General features: G+C 66.5%; 13 protein-coding genes and 1 tRNA gene. 3 read left to right on the top strand and 11 right to left on the bottom strand.

Annotated elements, in window-relative coordinates; all coding sequences use genetic code 11:
• Nucleotides 1-3: 3 nt before the first annotated feature.
• Nucleotides 4-1,794: a hypothetical protein gene (locus NQ038_RS10900; protein ID WP_257062571.1), complete on the bottom strand. Its 1,791-nt coding sequence runs from the start codon at nucleotides 1,792-1,794 to the stop codon at nucleotides 4-6.
• A 128-nt stretch (nucleotides 1,795-1,922) separates the two neighbouring features.
• Complete coding sequence (rpsA, locus tag NQ038_RS10895; protein WP_257046404.1) at nucleotides 1,923-3,395, bottom strand: 30S ribosomal protein S1; 1,473 nt, start codon at nucleotides 3,393-3,395, stop codon at nucleotides 1,923-1,925.
• A gap of 205 nt (nucleotides 3,396-3,600) precedes the next feature.
• Here rpsA and NQ038_RS10890 point away from each other — a divergent pair, with 205 nt between their 5' ends.
• Complete coding sequence (locus tag NQ038_RS10890; protein ID WP_257046405.1) at nucleotides 3,601-4,458, top strand: class I SAM-dependent methyltransferase; 858 nt, start codon at nucleotides 3,601-3,603, stop codon at nucleotides 4,456-4,458.
• 7 nt (nucleotides 4,459-4,465) lie between these two features.
• On the opposite strand, the gene NQ038_RS10885 is transcribed toward NQ038_RS10890, so the two are convergent.
• Nucleotides 4,466-4,885 carry a MarR family winged helix-turn-helix transcriptional regulator gene (locus NQ038_RS10885; RefSeq protein WP_257046406.1) on the bottom strand — a complete coding sequence of 140 codons (420 nt, stop codon included), beginning with the start codon at nucleotides 4,883-4,885 and terminating at the stop codon, nucleotides 4,466-4,468.
• Nucleotides 4,886-5,116: 231 nt separating this feature from the next.
• Nucleotides 5,117-7,798 carry a DNA polymerase I gene (gene polA / locus NQ038_RS10880; protein ID WP_257062570.1) on the bottom strand — a complete coding sequence of 894 codons (2,682 nt, stop codon included), beginning with the start codon at nucleotides 7,796-7,798 and terminating at the stop codon, nucleotides 5,117-5,119.
• Nucleotides 7,799-7,861: 63 nt separating this feature from the next.
• Between polA and NQ038_RS10875 the strand changes: the two genes are divergently transcribed.
• On the top strand, nucleotides 7,862-8,326 hold the full coding sequence (locus tag NQ038_RS10875; protein ID WP_257046408.1) for a hotdog fold thioesterase: 465 nt from the start codon (nucleotides 7,862-7,864) through the stop codon (nucleotides 8,324-8,326).
• A gap of 12 nt (nucleotides 8,327-8,338) precedes the next feature.
• On the opposite strand, the gene NQ038_RS10870 is transcribed toward NQ038_RS10875, so the two are convergent.
• Entirely contained in the window at nucleotides 8,339-8,953 is a 615-nt protein-coding gene (locus NQ038_RS10870; RefSeq protein WP_257046409.1) for a response regulator, read from the bottom strand.
• A 119-nt stretch (nucleotides 8,954-9,072) separates the two neighbouring features.
• Between NQ038_RS10870 and NQ038_RS10865 the strand changes: the two genes are divergently transcribed.
• Nucleotides 9,073-9,154 (top strand) — tRNA-Leu (locus NQ038_RS10865).
• A gap of 60 nt (nucleotides 9,155-9,214) precedes the next feature.
• Here the strand turns inward: NQ038_RS10865 and pyk are convergent.
• From pyk to trpB, 6 genes are all read right to left on the bottom strand, one after another.
• Entirely contained in the window at nucleotides 9,215-10,699 is a 1,485-nt protein-coding gene (gene pyk / locus NQ038_RS10860; protein ID WP_257062569.1) for a pyruvate kinase, read from the bottom strand.
• 42 nt (nucleotides 10,700-10,741) lie between these two features.
• Nucleotides 10,742-12,187, bottom strand: coding sequence for a glutamate synthase subunit beta (locus tag NQ038_RS10855; RefSeq protein ID WP_257046411.1), 1,446 nt, complete (start codon nucleotides 12,185-12,187; stop codon nucleotides 10,742-10,744).
• Nucleotides 12,180-16,826: a glutamate synthase large subunit gene (gene gltB / locus NQ038_RS10850; RefSeq protein ID WP_373456812.1), complete on the bottom strand. Its 4,647-nt coding sequence runs from the start codon at nucleotides 16,824-16,826 to the stop codon at nucleotides 12,180-12,182. Before gltB ends, NQ038_RS10855 begins: the two co-directional genes overlap by 8 nt.
• Nucleotides 16,827-16,939: 113 nt before the next feature.
• Entirely contained in the window at nucleotides 16,940-17,305 is a 366-nt protein-coding gene (locus NQ038_RS10845) for a hypothetical protein (RefSeq protein ID WP_257046413.1), read from the bottom strand.
• Nucleotides 17,306-17,313: 8 nt separating this feature from the next.
• Nucleotides 17,314-18,138, bottom strand: coding sequence for a tryptophan synthase subunit alpha (gene trpA, locus NQ038_RS10840; protein ID WP_257046414.1), 825 nt, complete (start codon nucleotides 18,136-18,138; stop codon nucleotides 17,314-17,316).
• Nucleotides 18,135-19,361, bottom strand: coding sequence for a tryptophan synthase subunit beta (gene trpB / locus NQ038_RS10835; RefSeq protein WP_257046415.1), 1,227 nt, complete (start codon nucleotides 19,359-19,361; stop codon nucleotides 18,135-18,137). Before trpB ends, trpA begins: the two co-directional genes overlap by 4 nt.
• Nucleotides 19,362-19,366 lie beyond the last annotated feature (5 nt).

Below are 19,366 nucleotides of genomic sequence, written 5' to 3'. Positions count from 1 at the left end.
CTGTCATCGTATGTCCACGATATACACCCCGCCGTCGGCTCGCGCCTGGCGCCCCACGGCCTGGGACATGGCACCGGCGAGTTCCGGCACGTCCCAGGGCCGGTACGGGGAGTCCGCGACCAGCAGAACGTACTGGACTCCCCTGGCGCGCAGCTCCGCCACCGCCCGGCGCATCTCAGCGGAATCGCCACTCGGCAGTCGGTGGTCGCGCGACTCGTCGAGCAGGCCGTCGAGGGCATCGGAATCGGCCATATAGCGGATGGGGGCTTGGCTGTCCCCGCCGATGAAATAGCCCCCGGTCTGCCGGAACCGGTTGCCGGCCTCGGCCTGCCAGAGCATGGCCTCGGCCACGCCCGCCTGGTCACCGGCCACCGGGCGCGGCAGGATCTTGACCACGGCGCCCTGCGGCACAGCGCCCGCACCCGCGCGGAAGAACTCTGGGATCAGAGGCGTGCGCACGGGAACGGGCCCGCTCGTGGTCGTCACGAGCACAGCGACCAGGCCGGCGATGGTCAGCCCCCTGGCCCAGTACGGCCGGGACCACCGGGCTCCGAGGTGCCAGAGTCCGCGCAGGGAGATGGCCAGCAGCAATGCAGCACCCAAGGCGACGGGACCGGCCAGCCGCATGGGCAGTACATTGCCCAATACCGGAAGTGCTTCGACGAGCCCGAACGGGCCCGGGGCCATGGCTCGTCCCCAGGCGAACAGCGGTGAGCCCATCGACAGCAGGAACACCAGGACAGTCGACAGCGCGAGGATCCTCACCGGTCGTCCGTAGACGCGATTGCGCCACAGGATGAGGGTTCCCAAGGCGATGATCATGAGCCACGGAATGCCCAGATATCCGCCGATCTCGGAGGGGTCGAGTCCCGTCACCCGGGGAATCCGGGTCTCGCCACCGCCCAGCAGGGTGTAGCGTCCCGGTACCACGGGATCCAGCAGATCGGCGTTCCAGACCCCATGGGGCCGAATCGCACCCCGGGGCGCCCCCGGCAGACCGAACATCGTCGCCAGTAGGGGCGTGCCGATGGCCAGCGCGATGGCGGCCGCCAGCACCAATCCACCGCACAGCCGCCGGCGGGCCGCCCACAGGCGCCGGAAGTCGCAGCACAGCCAGACCGCCACGACCGCACAGTAGGCCAGGAACGTTCCGGCGAGTACCTCCGTGGAGATGTAGAACTGCCAGCCGATGATGATGCCCAGGAAAACAGACCAACCGAGTACCGCACGGTGCCGCCGGGCACGGAGTAGACGGATCAGCCCCAGTCCGACCAGGGGTGCCAGCACCGCGCTGGACAGGTTGAGGTGCCCGGATGACTGGGCGATGACGAACGTGGAGAAACCATAGAAGAACCCCGCAGTGAATGACCAGAACCGGGGTAGGAACTGTGCGGCCAGAGCAGCGGCGGCCAGGGCGCACAGCACCGGAGCCGCCGCGATTGCCAGATTATAGGCCACGAGCGGACCCCACAGCCAGGTCACAGGGGCCAGCGGCAGGGCGATGAGGAACACCGTCGTGTTCCATCCGCCGTTGACCCCGATCGGATAGTTCAACGCGGTCGTATACAGCGCATTGGCCTCGAGGTGGTCCATCCCCAGCCAGCCTGCGGCGACGTCGGCTGCGTGGGCGAACCAGAAGACGAAGAGGGAGGAGTCGTCGTTGTCGGCGAACACCCGGCTGCCCGGATGGGCCAGCAGCGGACCGAAGATGATGAGGTCCCAGCCGAGTAACAGAAGAAGGAAACCGGTCCAGGCGATGAGTGCACGGGAGCGGGCGATTCCTGAAGTCAACACCGAACAACCGTCTCATACCGGGCTGGGAGGAGACGAGGGGACGCGCAAGGGCCCCGCCTCCCGGTTTCCCGGGAGGCGGGGCCCTTGTCACTCAGACCGGCTGGGCCGGTCGGACTGACTCACACGGCTCAGTTGCCCGCGAGCTTCTCGCGCAGAGCAGCGAGTGCCTCATCGCTGGCCAGCGTGCCCGCGTCCGAGGTGGACTCGGAGGCGTAGGACGCCTGGGCCGGAGCTGCCTCGGACGAACCGGTTGCGGCTTCGGCATCGGCGGCAATGGCCTTGGCGACCTGCTTCTTGTGTTCTTCCCAACGGGCCTGGGCTGCGGCGTACTGCTGCTCCCATTCCTCGCGCTGGGCCTCGTAGCCCTCGAGCCATTCGTTGGTCTCCGGGTCGAAGCCCTCGGGGTACTTGTAGTTGCCCTCTTCGTCGTATTCCTGAACCATGCCGTACAGAGCCGGATCGAGGAATTCCTCGGCCTCGGGATCGACACCCTCGTTGGCCTGCTTGAGCGACAGCGAGATGCGGCGGCGGTCCAGGTCGATGTCGATGACCTTGACGTAGATGGTTTCGTCGACCGAGACGACCTGCTCCGGCAGATCGATGTGGCGCACGGCCAGCTCGGAGATGTGGACCAGGCCCTCGATGCCGTCCTCGACGCGCACGAACGCACCGAAGGGAACCAGCTTGGTGACCTTGCCGGGCACGATCTGACCGATGACGTGCGTCCGGGCGAAGTGCTGCCAGGGATCTTCTTGGGTGGCCTTGAGCGACAGGGAGACACGTTCGCGATCCATGTCGACGTCCAGGACCTCGACGGTGACCTCGTCGCCGACCGAGACGACCTCGGACGGGTGGTCGATGTGCTTCCAGGACAGTTCGGAAACGTGCACCAGCCCGTCGACGCCACCCAGGTCCACGAAGGCACCGAAGTTGACGATCGAGGAGACGACGCCGGGACGGACCTGGCCCTTCTGCAGGGTCTGCAGGAAGTCGTGGCGGACCGCGGACTGGGTCTCTTCCAGCCAGGCGCGACGCGACAGGACCACGTTGTTGCGGTTCTTGTCGAGTTCGATGATCTTGGCCTCGACCTGCTGGCCGATGTAGGGGGCCAGATCGCGGACGCGGCGCATCTCGACCAGCGAGGCGGGCAGGAAGCCGCGCAGGCCGATGTCGACGATGAGGCCGCCCTTGACGACCTCGATGACGGTGCCGGTGACGACGCCGTCCTCTTCCTTGACCTTCTCGATGTCGCCCCAGGCGCGCTCGTACTGCGCACGCTTCTTGGACAGCATCAGACGTCCGTCCTTGTCCTCCTTGGTCAGGACGAGGGCTTCGATCGGGTCTCCGACCTCGACGACGTCGGCAGGGTCGACGTCATGCTTGATCGACAGTTCGCGCGAAAGGATGACGCCTTCGGTCTTGTAGCCGATGTCGACCAGGACTTCGTCGCGGTCGACTTTGACGACCGTGCCCTCGACGATGTCGCCATCGTTGAAGTACTTGATGGTCGCGTCGACGGCCGCGAGCAAGTCTTCGGCAGATCCGATGTCGTTGACTGCGATCTGCGAGTTGTTCGCCGTGTCCGGCGTGGTGGTGGTCATGAAGGTAGAGACTCCGTAGTGGACTGACATCCGGTCCAGGACACGAGCGGATCCCGCGGCCCGAATCGAGAAGTTGTTGTTGACAATATGGACGCGTATACACGCACATGCGGCATACAGCTGTCAACTGTAGCATCTTCTACGGAGTTTATAAACCTTCTGTCAGCCTTTCCGGCCGATATCCACCCCGCACTTCGGAGGAACTTTGAACGACGACGACTTCGGCGATCCCCATGAGCCCGACCAGCAGACCATCTCCGGGGGATACCTGGCGATCGACGCGGAATCCTCGGTGCGGGCCAACCGTTCCTACTGGGACGGCTCGGCCGAAGCATATCTGGCCGAGCACGGCAGCTTCCTGGGCGCCAGCGATTTCATCTGGTGCCCGGAGGGGGTCCGCGAAGCCGATGTGCACCTGCTGGGCGATGTGGCCCGCAAACAGGTGCTGGAAGTCGGCTGCGGAGCCGGGCAGTGCTCGCGGTGGCTGGCGGAGAACGGCGCTGTGGCGACCGGTATCGACCTGTCCTCGGGGATGCTCGAACAGGCGTCCCGTCTCCAGCGGGAGAAGCCGCTGAGCCAGGCGGCGACGCCGCCCACCTTCCTCCAGGCCGACGCCAGACACCTGCCTTTCCCGTCCGGCAGCTTCGATATCGCGTTCTCCTCGTATGGTGCGTTGCCCTTCGTCAAGGACGCCGACCAGGTTCTGGCGGAGGTCGCCAGGGTGTTGCGTCCCGGCGGCACCTGGACGTTCTCCGTGACCCATCCGCTGCGCTGGATCTTCCCCGATGTGCCCGGCGAGGCCGGCCTGACCGTCGAGTACTCCTACTTCGACAGAACTCCCTATGTCGAACTCGACGCCCAGGGCAACCCCGTCTACGCCGAGCACCACCGCACGATGGGCGATTGGATCTCCCTGCTCGTCGGCGCCGGCTTCCAGCTCACGAAGCTCACGGAGCCGGAGTGGCCTGCCGACAATACGACCAGCTGGGGCGGCTGGTCGCCGCTGCGCGGTGCCCTGATGCCTGGCACCGCGATCTTCTCCGTCCATCTACCCCAGGACTGATCCCGGCTCAGCGCGAACCGAGTTCCGCCAGCAGGACATCGAGTCCGAGCCTGGCGGATTGGGACAGCCCGGCCGTGAAGTCCGCATCCGCGGCGGCCGCTGCGATAGCCGCGGCGGCCGCGCGATCACGCCCGTGGTCGGTCAGTGCAACCAGTTGCACCCGCCGGTCGGCCTCGCCCCTGGTGCGGGTGACCGCACCGGACGCCGAGAGCTGATCGGTCAGGGTCACCACCAGACTCGGCGCCACGGACAGTGCGCCTGCGATGTCCCGCTGTGACAGTGGCCCCTCCTCCAGCGCCGCCAGATAGGCGGCCTGCCGAGGGGTCAGCCCGACCGATTCGAGGCGTCGGCCCAGCGCCCGCGTGAGTCGTTCCCCCAGTGCCGCCAGGCGCAGACTCGCCGAATCCGCCAACTTCTCGTCCGTCATACGGAACATAATAACAACTGTAATCATTCACAGCTGAATGATTACCCTCAGTATTATATAGCCGATTACCATTTATATCAGGATCATATGGGCGTCCTGGGAGTGCAAAAGCCCGGCGCTCAATGCGCCGGGCCTTCTCAACCGTGTCTCAGGGGTCGGGGGACGCCGGTAACAGCGGTCGGGACCGGCAGCACGTCTGGTGTGCGGGCCCGGCGCCGCCCGCGCCGTTTCTCAGTGGGCGGCGTCCTCCCAGGTCCCACCATGGCCGATGTTGACGGTCAACGGAACCCGCAGGGTAGCCGCCTGGCCCATTGCCTCCGTGACAATCCGGGCGACCTCCTGGCGTTCATCGGCATGGGTTTCGATGATGACTTCGTCATGCACCTGCAGCAGTAGCCGACTGTGCAGACCGGCCTCGTGCAGACCACGGTCCACCCTGCGCATCGCGATCTTCATGATGTCGGCGGCACTGCCCTGGATCGGGGCGTTCAGCGCGGCACGTTCGGCCATCTGCCGCTGCTGCCTGCGGTCGCTGTTCAACTGCGGCAGATACCGTCGGCGCCCGTACATGGTCTCCGTGTACCCGCGTCCGCGCGCCTCCTCGACGATCGCCTCCAGATACTCCTTGACCGCACCGAAACGCGCAAAGTAATCGTCCATCAGCCCCTGGGCCTCCCCCGCCCCGATCCGCAGCTGCCGCGACAGTCCGTAGGCGCTCAGTCCGTAGACCAGGCCATAGGACATCGCCTTGACCTTCGAGCGCATCGCAGGGGTCACCTCGGCAGCGGGCACACCGAAGACCTCGCCCGCGACATAACTGTGCAGATCCTCCCCCGCATTGAAGGCGGCGATCAGACTCTCGTCACCGGCCAGATGCGCCATGATCCGCATTTCGATCTGCGAATAGTCAGCGCTGAGCAGCTCGGTGTAGCCGGCATCGGCCTCGGGCACGAATACGCCGCGGATCCGTTTGCCGGCATCCGAGCGAACGGGGATGTTCTGCAGGTTCGGATCCTTCGAGCTCAGCCGCCCTGTGGCCGCCACCGTCTGCAGATACGTGGTGTGGATCCGGCCATCGCCGGCGACCGTCTTCTGCAGGCCCACCACGGTCTGCTTGAGTTTGATCGTGTCGCGGTAGGCCAATAAGTGGCCAAGGAAGGGATGATCTGTTGAAATGTAGAGATCCGTCAGGGCGTCGGCATCGGTGGTGTAACCCGTTTTCGTCTTCTTCGTCTTGGGCATGTCGAGTTCATCGAACAGCACCACCTGCAGCTGTTTGGGCGAACCCAGGTTGACCTCGTGACCGATCGCCTCGTATGCCTGCTGGGCCGACAAGTCGGCCTGGGTCCCGAACTCGTCGATCAGCGCAGACAGTGCCGGTCCATCGACTCCGATGCCGGCGAGTTCCATCCGTGCCAGCACCTCCTGGGTGGGGCGCTCGATCCGATCGAGCAGGGACACCTCGGCCACCCGGTCCAGCTCCGCGCGCAGAGCGCTCGCCAGGCCGATGACCGCCCAGGCCCGCAACCCCAGCGATTTCCCGGCGTCGAGGTCGAGCGTCCCGGGTTCGGCATCGCCGGTCAGGTCGAGGCCGAGGTGACGCATTGTGAGTTCGGCGAAATCATAGGATCTGGCATCGGGGGTGAGCAGGTACGCGACGAGTTCCGTATCCGTATGCGGTTTGATCTGCCCCAGACCACGGTGGACCAGGGCTTTGACCTGCGGTTTGGCATCGTGGCACGCGAGGTCCTCGGCACCCGCCAGCACGCCGTCGAGGGCGCGCAGTACCGCCTCCGGCAGGGAGTGCAGTTCGATCACGCCGATGTTCCGGTCCTGTGCCAGGGCGAGGACATCGGCGTCCTGGCCGGCCGGATCCGCATCACAGGCCAGGCCCAGGGGCGCAGCCGGGTCGAGACCGTCCAACCATTGCAGAACATCATCGGCAGCCAGCACACGGACCTCGGGTAGTTCGACCGCAGGGACGCTCGGCGCCCGATCGGCGGGGTCCAGGAACGCGGCGATGCGCTCTCCGAACTGTCTGAATTCCAATTGGTCGAACAGTTCACCGACCCGGGCCCTCTCGCCATGACCCAGGCGAGCGGCCTCGAGGCCCTCGGCCAGTCCGAAGTCCGCCGGCGCCAAATCGTCGATCAAGCGGTTGAGCCGGTAGTTGCGCTCGACATCGGCCATATGGTCGCGCAGATTCTGACCGGCCTTGCCCTTGATGTCGTCGGCATGGGCGAGAACCCCGGGTAGATCGCCGTAGAGCCCCAGCCACTTCGCCGCGGTCTTCTCACCCACCCCGGGCACGCCGGGCAGGTTGTCAGCCTTCTCCCCCACCAGAGCGGCCAGTCCACGGTAATTCGCCGGGCTGACTCCGTACTTGTCCTCGACGGCCTGCGGGGTCATATAAGTCAGATCCGTGAAACCGCGCTTGGGATACAGGATGGTCACCGCAGCATGGTCCTCGGCTGCTATGCGCGAGAGCTGGAAGGAGTCCTTGTCCCCGGATGCCACGTACGTGTCGTAGCCGGCGGCCGCGCCGACCCCGGCCATGGTGGCCAGAATGTCGTCGGCCTCATAGCCCTTGAGCTCGAGGACCGGCACGCCCAGGGCGCCCAGCACGTCCTTGATCAGTTCGACCTGGCCGTGGAACTCCGGGGCGGTCTTCTTCCGGCCCGCCTTGTACTCGGAGTATTCGGCCAGTCGGAAGGTCTCGCGCCCCAGGTCGAAGGCCACCGCGATGTGGGTGGGCGCCTCGCGTTCGGCTGCGGTGAGCAGCATCGAGGTGAATCCGTAGACCGCGTTGGTGGTCTGCCCGGTCGCCGTGGAGAAGTTCTCCATCGGCAGGGCGTGGAAGGCGCGATAGGCCAGGGAATGTCCGTCGATCAGCAGCAGTTTCTCGTCACTCACGCGTCTAGCCTAGCGGGTCGGCGGCCCCTGCTACTCTGAGCAACAGAACCTAGAAGGAGACACATGTCTGATTTCACACTGCCCACGATCGACGCGCAGACCACGGCGGAGGAGTACGCGCAGATCATCGCCCAGTACAACGAAGTCGGCTTCCCCGGCACTCTCAACGCCCGGATGGGTATGGAGTACCTCGAGCTGGGCCATGACTTCATCACTGCGCGCGTCCCGGTCGAGGGGAATCTTCAGCCAGCCGGACTCTTCCACGGCGGTGGCCACGTCGTGTTGGCCGAAACACTTGGGTCCACACATGCCGCACTGCGCGCCGGCGGGCACAATGTGGTGGGCGTCGACCTCAATGCAACCCACCTGCGCTCCATCACCTCGGGCTACGTCTATGGGCGCGCCGAAGTGCTCCACGGCGGTCGCAGCCTGTTCAGCCACGAGGTGCGGATGACCGATGAGGCCGGCCGGCTGCTGTCGATCGTGCGAATCAGCAATATGGTGCTCAGTTCTCAGAAAAAGTACTGAGCACCCCGGCCCTCACTTCTTGGCCTTGCCGATCTGCTCGATCACGGTCTCCGCGACCTCTCGCATCGTCAGGCGACGGTCCATGGAGGTCTTCTGAATCCACCGGAAGGCCTCCGGCTCCGTCAGGCCCATATTGGTGATAAGCGCGGACTTGGCGCGCTCGACCAGCTTACGGGTCTCGAAGCGATCGGACAGGTCGGCGATCTCGGCCTCGAGGGCGGCCATCTCCGCATGCCGACTCAGGGCGATCTCCAGCGCGGGCACCAGATCGGCGGCGGTGAAGGGCTTGACGACATAGGCCATGGCGCCGGCGTCACGGGCCCGCTCCACCAGCTCCCGCTGGCTGAAGGCCGTGAGCAGGACGACCGGCGCGATATGGGCACGGGTGATACGTTCGGCGGCCGAGATCCCGTCGAGCTTGGGCATCTTGATGTCCATCACGACGACATCGGGACGCAATTCCTCCGCCAGGTGGACGGCGGATTCCCCGTCGGCGGCTTCGCCGACCACATCGTAGCCGACCTCCCGGAGCATCTCGACGATGTCGAGGCGGATGACGGATTCGTCTTCGGCTACGACGACGCGGCGGACCGGCTGTTGTTCGGCATTCGTTTCACTGGAAGTCACCGTTACATCTTAAGCCCTTGAGGCCCGAGGACCAATGCCACGGCCCGGTGGTCCTCGGCACGACCCGGGCCGGGATTGGCGCGGTGGCCCCGACATGTGATGTAATTACGGGGTACCCGGCCGGATTGGCGGAATCGGTAGACGCGGCGCACTCAAAATGCGTTATCGAAAGATGTGTGGGTTCGAGTCCCACATCCGGTACGAACACGAGGGGGCCTGCCCGGTTGTTTCCAACCGGGCAGGCCCCCTTTCTCGCTCCTCCTATTTGTATCCGGCCAGCGGATCCTCCGAGGTCACCTGCGAATCGTCATACGCCGGCGCCAGCCCCTTGGCCGCGTCGCCGAGCCGATGCACCCGCAGGGCATTGGTCGAACCGATGATTCCGGGCGGAGAACCCGCGACCAATACAACGTACTGGCCCTCTTCTGCCAGGCCCTCCCCCAGCAGTACGGCATCGAGCTGTTTGGCCATCTGATCGGTGTGGTGAACGGCGGCCACCTTGAAGGCCACAACTCCCCACGACAGGGCCAGCTGATTGCGCACCCGATCGATCGGGGTGAAGGCGAGGATGGGCCGTGGCGGCCGCAGCCTGGCCATTCGGCGCACGGAATCACCCGACTGGGTGAACGTGCACAGCACGCCGATGTTCAGTTGCTTGGCGATGAGCACCGCCGCAGCCGTGATGGCACCACCCCTGGTGTGGGGCTCGGTGCCCAACGGGGGTACCCGGTCCAGACCGTGGTCTTCGGTCGATTCGATGATCCGCGCCATGGTGCGCACCGAATCCAGCCAGTATTCGCCCACCGAGGTCTCCCCCGAGAGCATCAGGGCGTCGGCGCCGTCGAGCACCGCATTCGCGCAGTCACTGGCCTCGGCCCTGGTGGGACGGGGTTCGCCGATCATCGACTCGAGCATCTGGGTGGCGACGATCACGGGCTTGGCCTGCCTGCGGCACAGCTCCACCGTCTGCTTCTGCACGATCGGCACCTGTTCGAGTGGCAATTCCACGCCCAGATCGCCGCGGGCCACCATGATGCCGTCGAAGGCGTCGACGATCGAGCGGATGTTCTCGACCGCCTGCGGCTTCTCGATCTTGGCGATGATGGGCACCGTGATGCCCTCCTCGGCCATCACCGAACGCACCCGGTCCGCATCTTCCGGCGACCGGACGAAGGACAGGGCGATCCAGTCGGCGCCCATGTTCAGGGCGAACCGCAGGTCCGCCACGTCCTTCTCGCTCATCGCCGGCACCGAAACCGGCACACCCGGCAGGTTGATGCCCTTGTGATCGGATACCCGGCCGGGGATCTCCACCTGGGTGACGACATCGGTATCGGTGACCTCCACGGCGCGCAGGCGCACCCGGCCATCGTCGATCAGCAGTGGATCGCCGATCTGCACATCGCCCGGCAGACCGTGGTAGGTCGTGCCCACCACCTCCGCGCTGCCGGGGACGTCCCTGGTGGTAATGGTGAAGGTCTGGCCCTTGACCAGTTCGACCGGGGCGTCCTGCGCGAAGGTCTCCAGTCGGATCTTCGGCCCCTGCAGGTCCGCCAACACTGCAACCGCACGACCAGTGTCCGCCGCGGCGCGGCGGACCCAGTCATAGAGCCGCTGATGGTCGGCATGACTGCCGTGACTGAAGTTGAACCTGGCGGCGTTGACCCCCTCCTCGATCAGGGCACGGATGTCCTCATAGGATTTCTGCGCGGGACCCAGGGTCGCCACGATCTTTGCATGCCTCATACGCTCAACCCTATACGCTCCGGTCCATCCGTGTCCGCCCGCTCAGGCTCGCAATGCCTGCTGATCGGGTGTGACGGGAGCCGGCAGCAGGGTCGAACCCGTGAGGTGCTGATCGATTGCGGCGGCCGCCGCACGACCCTCGGCGATCGCCCAGACGATGAGCGACTGCCCGCGCCCGGCATCACCTGCGACGAAGACGCCCTCGGCCGGATTCTGCCACGCAGCGTCCCTGGCAAGGGTACTGCCCTGCGACCGGATGCCCGTTTCCGCAGCCGGCAACTGCGGACCGGTGAAGCCCATCGAAATGAGCACCAGGTCCGCCGGGATCTCCCGCTCGGTCCCCGGGGTGGGAACCCGCCGGCCGTCGACGAACTGGGTTTCGGCAACCTCGACCGCACGGACGTGGCCCGCGTCATCGCCGAGGAAGCGCACGGTCGAGGCCAGGAACTCGCGCGTCCCGCCCTCTTCGTGGCTCGAGGAGATCTCGAAGACGCGCGGCGTGGTGGGCCAGGGCTGTTCGGCCGGCCGCTCGACCGGCGGCTGGGCGCCGATGGCGAGGGTGGTCACGGACTTCGCCTGCTGGCGCAGTGCTGTGCCCAGGCAGTCCGATCCGGTATCGCCGCCCCCGATGACGATGACGTTCTTGCCCTTGGCGTCGATGATGTCGACCTCGTCACCGTGCTGTGCCCGGTTGACCGGCACCAGATAGTCCATCGCGTACTCGACTCCGGCCAGGTCCCGGCCGGGCACCGGCAGATCACGGGGAACCGTCGCACCCGTGCACACGCACACCGCATCGAAGCGCTCGCGCAGGTCGGACCAGGACATATCCGTTCCGATCCGCACCCCGGTGCGGAAGCGGGTGCCCTCGGCACGCATCTGCTCGATCCTGCGGTCGATGGTGGGCTTCTCCAATTTGAAATCGGGGATGCCATAGCGCAGCAGGCCACCGATCCGATCATCGGCCTCGTAGACGACCACGGTGTGCCCCGCCCGGGTCAGCTGCTGGGCACAGGCCAGGCCGGCGGGGCCCGAACCGACGACGGCCACGGTCTTACCCGAGATCCGCTCGGGGGTCTCCGGGCGGACCAGGCCGGCGGCGAAGCCCCGATCGATGATCGTGACCTCGATGTTCTTGATCGTCACCGGCGGCTGGTTGATCCCCAACACGCACGAGTCCTCACACGGTGCGGGGCAGGCCCGCCCCGTGAACTCCGGGAAGTTGTTCGTCGCATGCAGGAGTTTGAGCGCCCGCGGCAGCTCGTCACGGTACATCGCGTCGTTCCATTCGGGGATCAGGTTGCCCAGTGGGCAGCCCTGATGGCAGAACGGGATGCCGCAGTCCATACAGCGTCCGGCCTGCCCGACGAAGGCGGAGTCCCCGAGGTCTGTCGGGATCTCCTTGAAATCGAGCAACCGCAGTGCTACGGGTCGCTTGGACGGCAGTTCGCGGTTGCGAACCTTGAGGAATCCGCGTGGATCAGCCATGAGTAGCCTCCAGAATCTTGTTCCAGGCCTCGTCACCCTCGGGGTCCTGGCCGGAACCGGTGAACATCTGCTGGATCTCCAGCACACTGGCGTAGTCGACGGGAACGAGCTTGGTGAAGCGGCTCATCACGTCCTCGCCGCGTTCGAGCTGGTCCAGCAGTCCGCCGGCCAGCGGGGAATCGGTCCGATCCGCGTGCGCCACGAGGATCTCGCGGATGAACAGCGCATCGGAGTCCGAGAGCGCACTGAGCTGGAATTTCCCGGCCCTCCTGTCCGCCGCGTTGATCCGACCGGGATTGAAGTCCAACATATAGGCGGTGCCGCCGGACATCCCGGCGGCGAAGTTCCGACCGACGGGACCCAGGATCACAGCGGTTCCGCCGGTCATGTACTCCAGCCCGTGGTCTCCGATGCCCTCGACGACTGCGGTGGCCCCGGAATTGCGGACCAGGAAGCGCTCACCGACCTGTCCGGACAGGTAGAGACGCCCACCGGTGGCACCGTATCCGATCACATTGCCGGCGATGACGTTCTCCTGTGGCAGGCCCCGTACTCCGGCAGCGGGCGCCACCGCGATCGTGCCCCCCGACAGACCCTTGCCGACGTAGTCATTGGCGTCACCCCGCAGTCGCAGGGTGATTCCAGCCGGCAGGAAGGCGCCCAGGGACTGGCCGGCGTAGCCATCGAGTTCGACCCTGATGAGGTCCTCGGGAAGGACCTCTGTCCCGCAGGACAGGGTCGCCGTGTGTCCGAGCAGGGTGCCGATCGAGCGATCCACATTCGTCGCATGGGCGGTCAACGTCACGGGTTCGCGCGTCTTCAGCGCTTGTTCGACCTCCGCCATGAACTGCTGGTCGAAGTGCTCCTCGATCCGGTGGTTCTGCCCCGTCGTGTGCTTGCGCACCGCGGCGACGGCACCGTCGATGGTGTGCGGGACGTGGAGCACATCGCCCAGGTCCAGTCCCTGCGCCTTCCAGTGCCCGATCGCCCTCTTCATATCGAGACGCTCCACCTGGCCGATTGCCTCGTCGAGGCTCCGGAAGCCCAGTTCGGCCAGATACTCGCGGACCTCCTGGGCGATGAATTCGAAGAAGTTCACGACGAACTCCGGTTTGCCGGAGAAACGCGAGCGCAGTTCTGGGTTCTGGGTGGCCACGCCCACGGGACACGTGTCCCGGTGACACACGCGCATCAGAATGCATCCGGAGACCACCAGAGGTGCCGTTGCGAAGCCGAATTCCTCTGCGCCGAGCAGGGCGGCGATGACGACATCGCGTCCGGTCTTGAGCTGACCGTCGACCTGGACGGAAACGCGTTCGCGCAGCCCGTTGAGCAGCAGGGTCTGCTGTGCCTCGGCCAGGCCCAGCTCCCATGGGGCGCCGGCGTGCTTGAGGGAGTTAAGCGGGCTGGCGCCGGTCCCGCCGTCGTGGCCGGAGATCAGCACGACATCGGCTGCGGCCTTGGCCACGCCGGAGGCGACGGTGCCCACGCCCACGCTCGAGACCAGTTTGACGTGGACCCGGGCCGAGGGGTTGGCCCGCTTGAGGTCGTAGATCAGCTGCGCCAGGTCCTCGATCGAATAGATGTCGTGGTGCGGTGGCGGCGAGATCAGGCCGACGCCGGGGGTGGCATGGCGGGTCCTGGCCACCCAGGGGTAGACCTTCGAGGGTGGGAGCTGTCCGCCCTCGCCCGGTTTGGCGCCCTGGGCCATCTTGATCTGGATGTCGTCGGCCTGCGTCAGGTACAGGCTGGTCACGCCGAAGCGGCCGGAGGCGACCTGTTTGATCGCCGAGCGGCGTTCGGGGTCCATCAGCCGGTCGGCGTCCTCGCCGCCCTCGCCGGTGTTCGACTTCGCGCCCAGGCGGTTCATGGCGATCGCCAGGGTCTCATGGGCCTCTTGCGAGAGTGAGCCGTAGCTCATCGCCCCGGTCGAGAAGCGCTTCACGATGCTGGAGACCGATTCGACCTCGTCCAGGGGGATGGGTCCGTCCGGTCCCGGCTTGAGGTCGAAGAGCCCGCGCAGGGTCATGAGCTCCGCGGCCTGGTCGTCGACCTTCTTCGTGTATTCGCGGAACACGTCCATCCGGCCGGTGCGGGTGGAGTGCTGGAGCTTGAAGACCGTCTCCGGATTGAACAGGTGGGGCGGGCCCTCCCTGCGCCACTGGTATTCCCCGCCGGTTTCGAGCACCCGGTCCTGCAGTCTGGGGTGTTCGCCGGGATATGCCGCGCCGTGGCGCGCCTCGACCTCTGCGGCGACTCCCTGCACGCCCATGCCACCCAGGCGGGCCGAGGTGCCGGTGAAGTAGCGTTCGACGAAATCCTCGCTCAGGCCCAGGGTTTCGAAGGTCTGGGCCCCGTGGTAGGACTGCACTGTCGAGATGCCCATCTTGGACATGATCTTTAGCAGGCCCTTGCCCAGGGCCCTGAGCACTCCGGTGACGGCGGTGGCCTCGTCGATGCCGGGCAGGCGGCCCTGCCTGACCATGTACTCGGCCGATTCCATCGCCAAATAGGGGTTGACGGCCGAAGCGCCGAATGCGATGAGGGTTGCGACGTGGTGGACCTCGCGAACGTCGCCGGCCTCCACGATGATGGAGACCCTGGTCCTGGTGCGCTCCCTGATCAGGTGCTGGTGGACGGCCGAGGTCAGCAGCAGGGAGGGGATCGGGGCGAATTCCGCATTCGAATCGCGATCGGAGACGATGATGAACTGGGCGCCGGCTGCCACTGCGCGGGAGGCCTCGGTGCACAGTTCCTCGATCCGGCGGGCCAGGTTGACTCCCCCGCCGCCGGGCCGGTAGAGCCCGCGCAGCACCTTCGTCGGACTCTGGGCCGAGCGCAGGCCGGCGAACCGCTTGGGGCTCATGTGTTCGAACTTCGCGAGTTCGTCGTTGTTGATCACCGGGTGTGGCAGGAGTACGCGTGCTGTGTGCTCCGGCCCGCCGGAGAGCAGGTTGTGCTCGGAGCCGGTCGAGGACTTCAGCGAGGTCACGAGCTGTTCGCGGATCGCATCCAGTGGCGGATTAGTCACCTGGGCGAAGTTCTGCACGAAGTAGTCGAACAGCAGGCGGGGACGCTGTGCATAGGCGGCGATCGGGGTGTCGGAGCCCATCGCACCCAGGGGTTCGGCGGCGGTGGTCGCCATTGGGCCGATGAGCAGGCGCAGATCCTCCTCGGTATAGCCGAAGGTGCGCTGGCGGCGCTCCACCGAGCTCTGCGGGTGGACGACGTGTTCGCGGTCGGGCAGGTCGGCCAGGTCGATCGCCGCATCGTCGAGCCAGGCGCGGTAGGGCTGGGCCGTGGCGAGTTCGTTCTTGATCTCGGTGTCGGAGATGACCCGGCCGGCTGCCGTGTCGATGAGGAACATGCGCCCTGGCATGAGGCGGCCGCGTTTGACGATCTGCTCGTCCGGCAGGTCGACGACGCCAACCTCGCTGGCCAGTACGATCGTGTCCTCGGTCATCACATAACGGGCCGGACGCAGGCCGTTGCGGTCGAGCACGGCTCCGGCCAGGGTGCCGTCGGTGAACGCGACGCACGCGGGCCCGTCCCACGGTTCCATGAGCATCGAGTGGTATTCGTAGAAGGCCCGGCGCTGTTCGCTCATCAGCGGATCGTTCTGCCACGCCTCTGGGATCATCATCATGATGGCGTGGGGCAGCGAGCGGCCCGACATCACGAGCAGTTCGAGGACCTCGTCGAAGGATGCGGAGTCGGATCCACCCGGATCGACGATGGGGAAGAGCCGGGACAGGTCGCGGTTCGAACCGTCCGACCAGGGGCTGGCCAGTTCGACCGAGGACAGCAGGCTCTCCCTGGCGCGCATCCAGTTGCGATTTCCCCGCACGGTGTTGATCTCGCCGTTGTGGGCGATCATGTGGAAGGGCTGGGCCAGGGGCCAGGACGGGAAGGTGTTCGTGGAGAACCGCGAGTGGACCAGGCCGATCTTGGAGATGAATCGGCCCGACTCCAGGTCCGGGTAGAAGGGCGCCAGCTGGCCGGTGCTCAACATCCCCTTGTATGTCAGGGTGCGACTGGACAGGGAGGGGAAGTACACCCCCGAGTGCTCGGAGCGCTTACGGGTGGCCCAGGCACGGCGCTCCAGCTCCATGGGAGCCGGATTCCCGTGTTCATCGCAGGTCACCGGGATCCGCGGGTCCAGGGCCAGGAATACCTGTTTGAACTGCGGCATTACGGCGCGGGCGCTGCGCCCGACGACGTCGGGGACCACGGGGACGTCGCGCCAGCCGAGGATGCGCAGGCCCTCCTGTTCGGCGAAACTGGTCACCGTCGCCTGGCCCGCGGCCGGATCCGCGGAGTCGAGGAAGGCCGTGCCGACGGCGTAGTGGCCCGGCTCCGGCAGATCGAAGTCGACGACGTCGGTGAAGAAGCCGTGTGGGATCTGGACCGTGATGCCGGCGCCATCACCGGTGCCCTCGTCTCCGCCGACGCCGCCGCGGTGCTCCATATTGCGCAGCGCCGTCAGTGCCTGCTGGACGACCTGGTGGTCGGCCGCACCCCGGTAGCGCACGACCATCGCCAGGCCGCAGGCATCGTGTTCGGCCACGGGATCGTACAGTCCCTGCTTGTCAGGCATATCCGTGAACAAGGGCACAGACGGTCTGGGGTCACCAGTCATAGCACCGTCCTCCAATCACTCGAATCATCTACAAGCGAGGACGGCGCTGTCCCCTAGGTCACATTTTAAAAATGTGGGAGGCCAGGATACAACTATTCGCGTTCATGTCTAATTCACGGTTCATCATTCGGTCTCGAGGACTGCGGCAGACGGTCGACCTGAGGGACGATTGAGATAGCCGAGGTGACGGCTCCGAAAAAGCCAAAAGAACGCTGTCCGAATATCTCGGGGTCCTCTGCCGCGCCGCCGGGAACCTGTGTGGAGCCGCCGGGCTGCAGCATTTCCGGGGTGATCTGCGGCAATGAGGAGGTCTGCGGGCCGAAGCCGACCAGCTCTGGTCCCTGCGCCGCCTGCTGGCGCTCCGCCGCGTCGAGGGCCGCGTCCTCGGCGGCAGCTGCCGCTTTCGACCGCCGCAGGGCCAGGAGCACTCCCGCCAGCACCGCGATGACGAAGACGCATGCGACTATGGCGATCGTCACCGCCGGATTCACCTCCCGACTCCCTCCGCCAGTTCGCGGGCCAAAGCTCCAACGGCCGCCGGTCCTCCACTGCTCAGCGCCTTGACCAGCGCCGAGCCGACGATCACTCCGTCGGCGTACTCGGCGACCTCGGCGGCCTGTGCGGCGCTCGAGACCCCCAGGCCAACGCACACGTGGGCAGCGCCGGCCGTGCGGACCCTGGCGACCAATTCGCGGGCGTGCGTGTCGACGCTGCTCCTGGTGCCGGTCACACCCATGGTCGAGGCCGCGTACACGAAGCCGCGGTGGGCTCCCACGATCGTGGCCAGCCGCTCGGTCGTCGAGGACGGCGCTGCCAGGAAGATCCGGTCGAGATCGTAGGCGTCGCTGGCCGCGGTCCAGGCGCCGGCCTCCTCCGGGATCAGGTCCGAGGTGACGATGCCGGCGCCGCCGGCGGAATCCAGATCGCGTGCGAAGTTCTCCACCCCGTACTGCAGCACGATGTTCCAGTAGCTCATGACGACGGCGGTACCGCCGGCCTCGGCCACCGCTTCGACGGCGCGGAACACATCGCGCGTGCGCACTCCGCCGCGCAGCGCGGCCTCCGAGGCGGCCTGGATGACCGGTCCGTCCATCCCCGGATCCGAATAGGGCATCCCGACCTCGACGATGTCGACCCCGCCGGCGACGAGTTCGCGAACCGCCTCCAGTGAGCCCGGCACATCGGGGTAGCCCACCGGCAGGTAGCCGATCAGGCCCGCGGTGCGGCCGGCGGCCCTGGCCGCGTCGAGGGTCTCGGCGGTACGCCGCCCACGGTGGGTCGGACCGGCGGCGCCTTCGATTGGCGTGCTCATAGCTGCTGTGCTCCTTCGTCGATCAGGTCGAACCATGTGGCAGCGGTCGTCATGTCCTTATCGCCGCGCCCGGAGAGGTTCGCGACGATCACGGCGTCCGGACCGAGCTCCCGGCCGACCTTGAGGACGCCGGCCAGGGCGTGTGAGGACTCGATGGCCGGGAGGATTCCCTCGGTGCGGGCCAACAGCCGCATAGCGTCCATCGCCTCGCCGTCCATGATCGGGGCGTAGGTCGCCCGACCGGTTTCGAACAGATGGGCGTGCTCGGGGCCGACCGAGGTGTAGTCCAGCCCCGCGGAGATCGAATGGGACGGCAGGGTCTGTCCGTCTTCATCCTGCAGCACATAACTGGCCGCGCCCTGCAGCACTCCGGGGCGCCCACCGGCGAACCTGGCCGCGTGACGGCCCGATTCGATGCCCTCGCCACCGGCTTCGAAGCCGTAGAGACGCACCGTGGGTTCGTCGATGAAGGCGGAGAACAAGCCGATCGCGTTCGAGCCGCCGCCCACACAGGCGCAGACGGCGTCGGGCAGGCCCCCGGTGATGGCGGCCAGTTGTGCCCTCGCCTCGGTCCCGATGACCTGCTGGAAACTGCGGACCATCGCCGGGAAGGGGTGCGGGCCAGCGGCGGTGCCGAGCACGTAGTGGGTGTCCTCCACATTCGTCACCCAGTCGCGCATGGCCTCGTTGATCGCGTCCTTGAGCACCTTGGTGCCCTGCTCGACGGCGACCACCTGTGCGCCGAGGAACCTCATCCGGGCCACGTTGAGGGCCTGGCGCTGGGTGTCGACATAGCCCATGTACACGGTGCATTCGAGGCCGAACAGGGCCGCGGCGGTGGCCGTGGCCACCCCGTGCTGTCCCGCCCCGGTCTCGGCGATCAGCCGCGTCTTGCCCAGGCGCTTGGCGATCATAGCCTGGCCGATCGCATTGTTGATCTTGTGGCTGCCGGAGTGGTTGAGGTCCTCGCGTTTGAGGAACACCCGGGCACCGCCCGCATGCTGAGCGAACCGCGGAACCTCGGTGAGCAGACTGGGCCGGCCGATGTAGTCCAGTTGCAGGCGCTTGAGCTCGGCCTGGAACTCATCGTCGACCAGGGACTTCTGCCAAGCCTCTGCGATGTCGTCCAGGGCCGGGACGAGGGCCTCGGGGATGAACCGGCCGCCGAAGTCCCCGAAATACGGGCCACTGGGCAGAGTCGGCGCTGGCACGGTGTCTGACATGGGAG

The organism is Brevibacterium sp. 50QC2O2, from assembly GCF_024580675.1.
Classification (GTDB): Bacteria; Actinomycetota; Actinomycetes; order Actinomycetales; family Brevibacteriaceae; genus Brevibacterium; species Brevibacterium moorei.
This window is presented reverse-complemented; position numbering and strand designations above follow the sequence as displayed.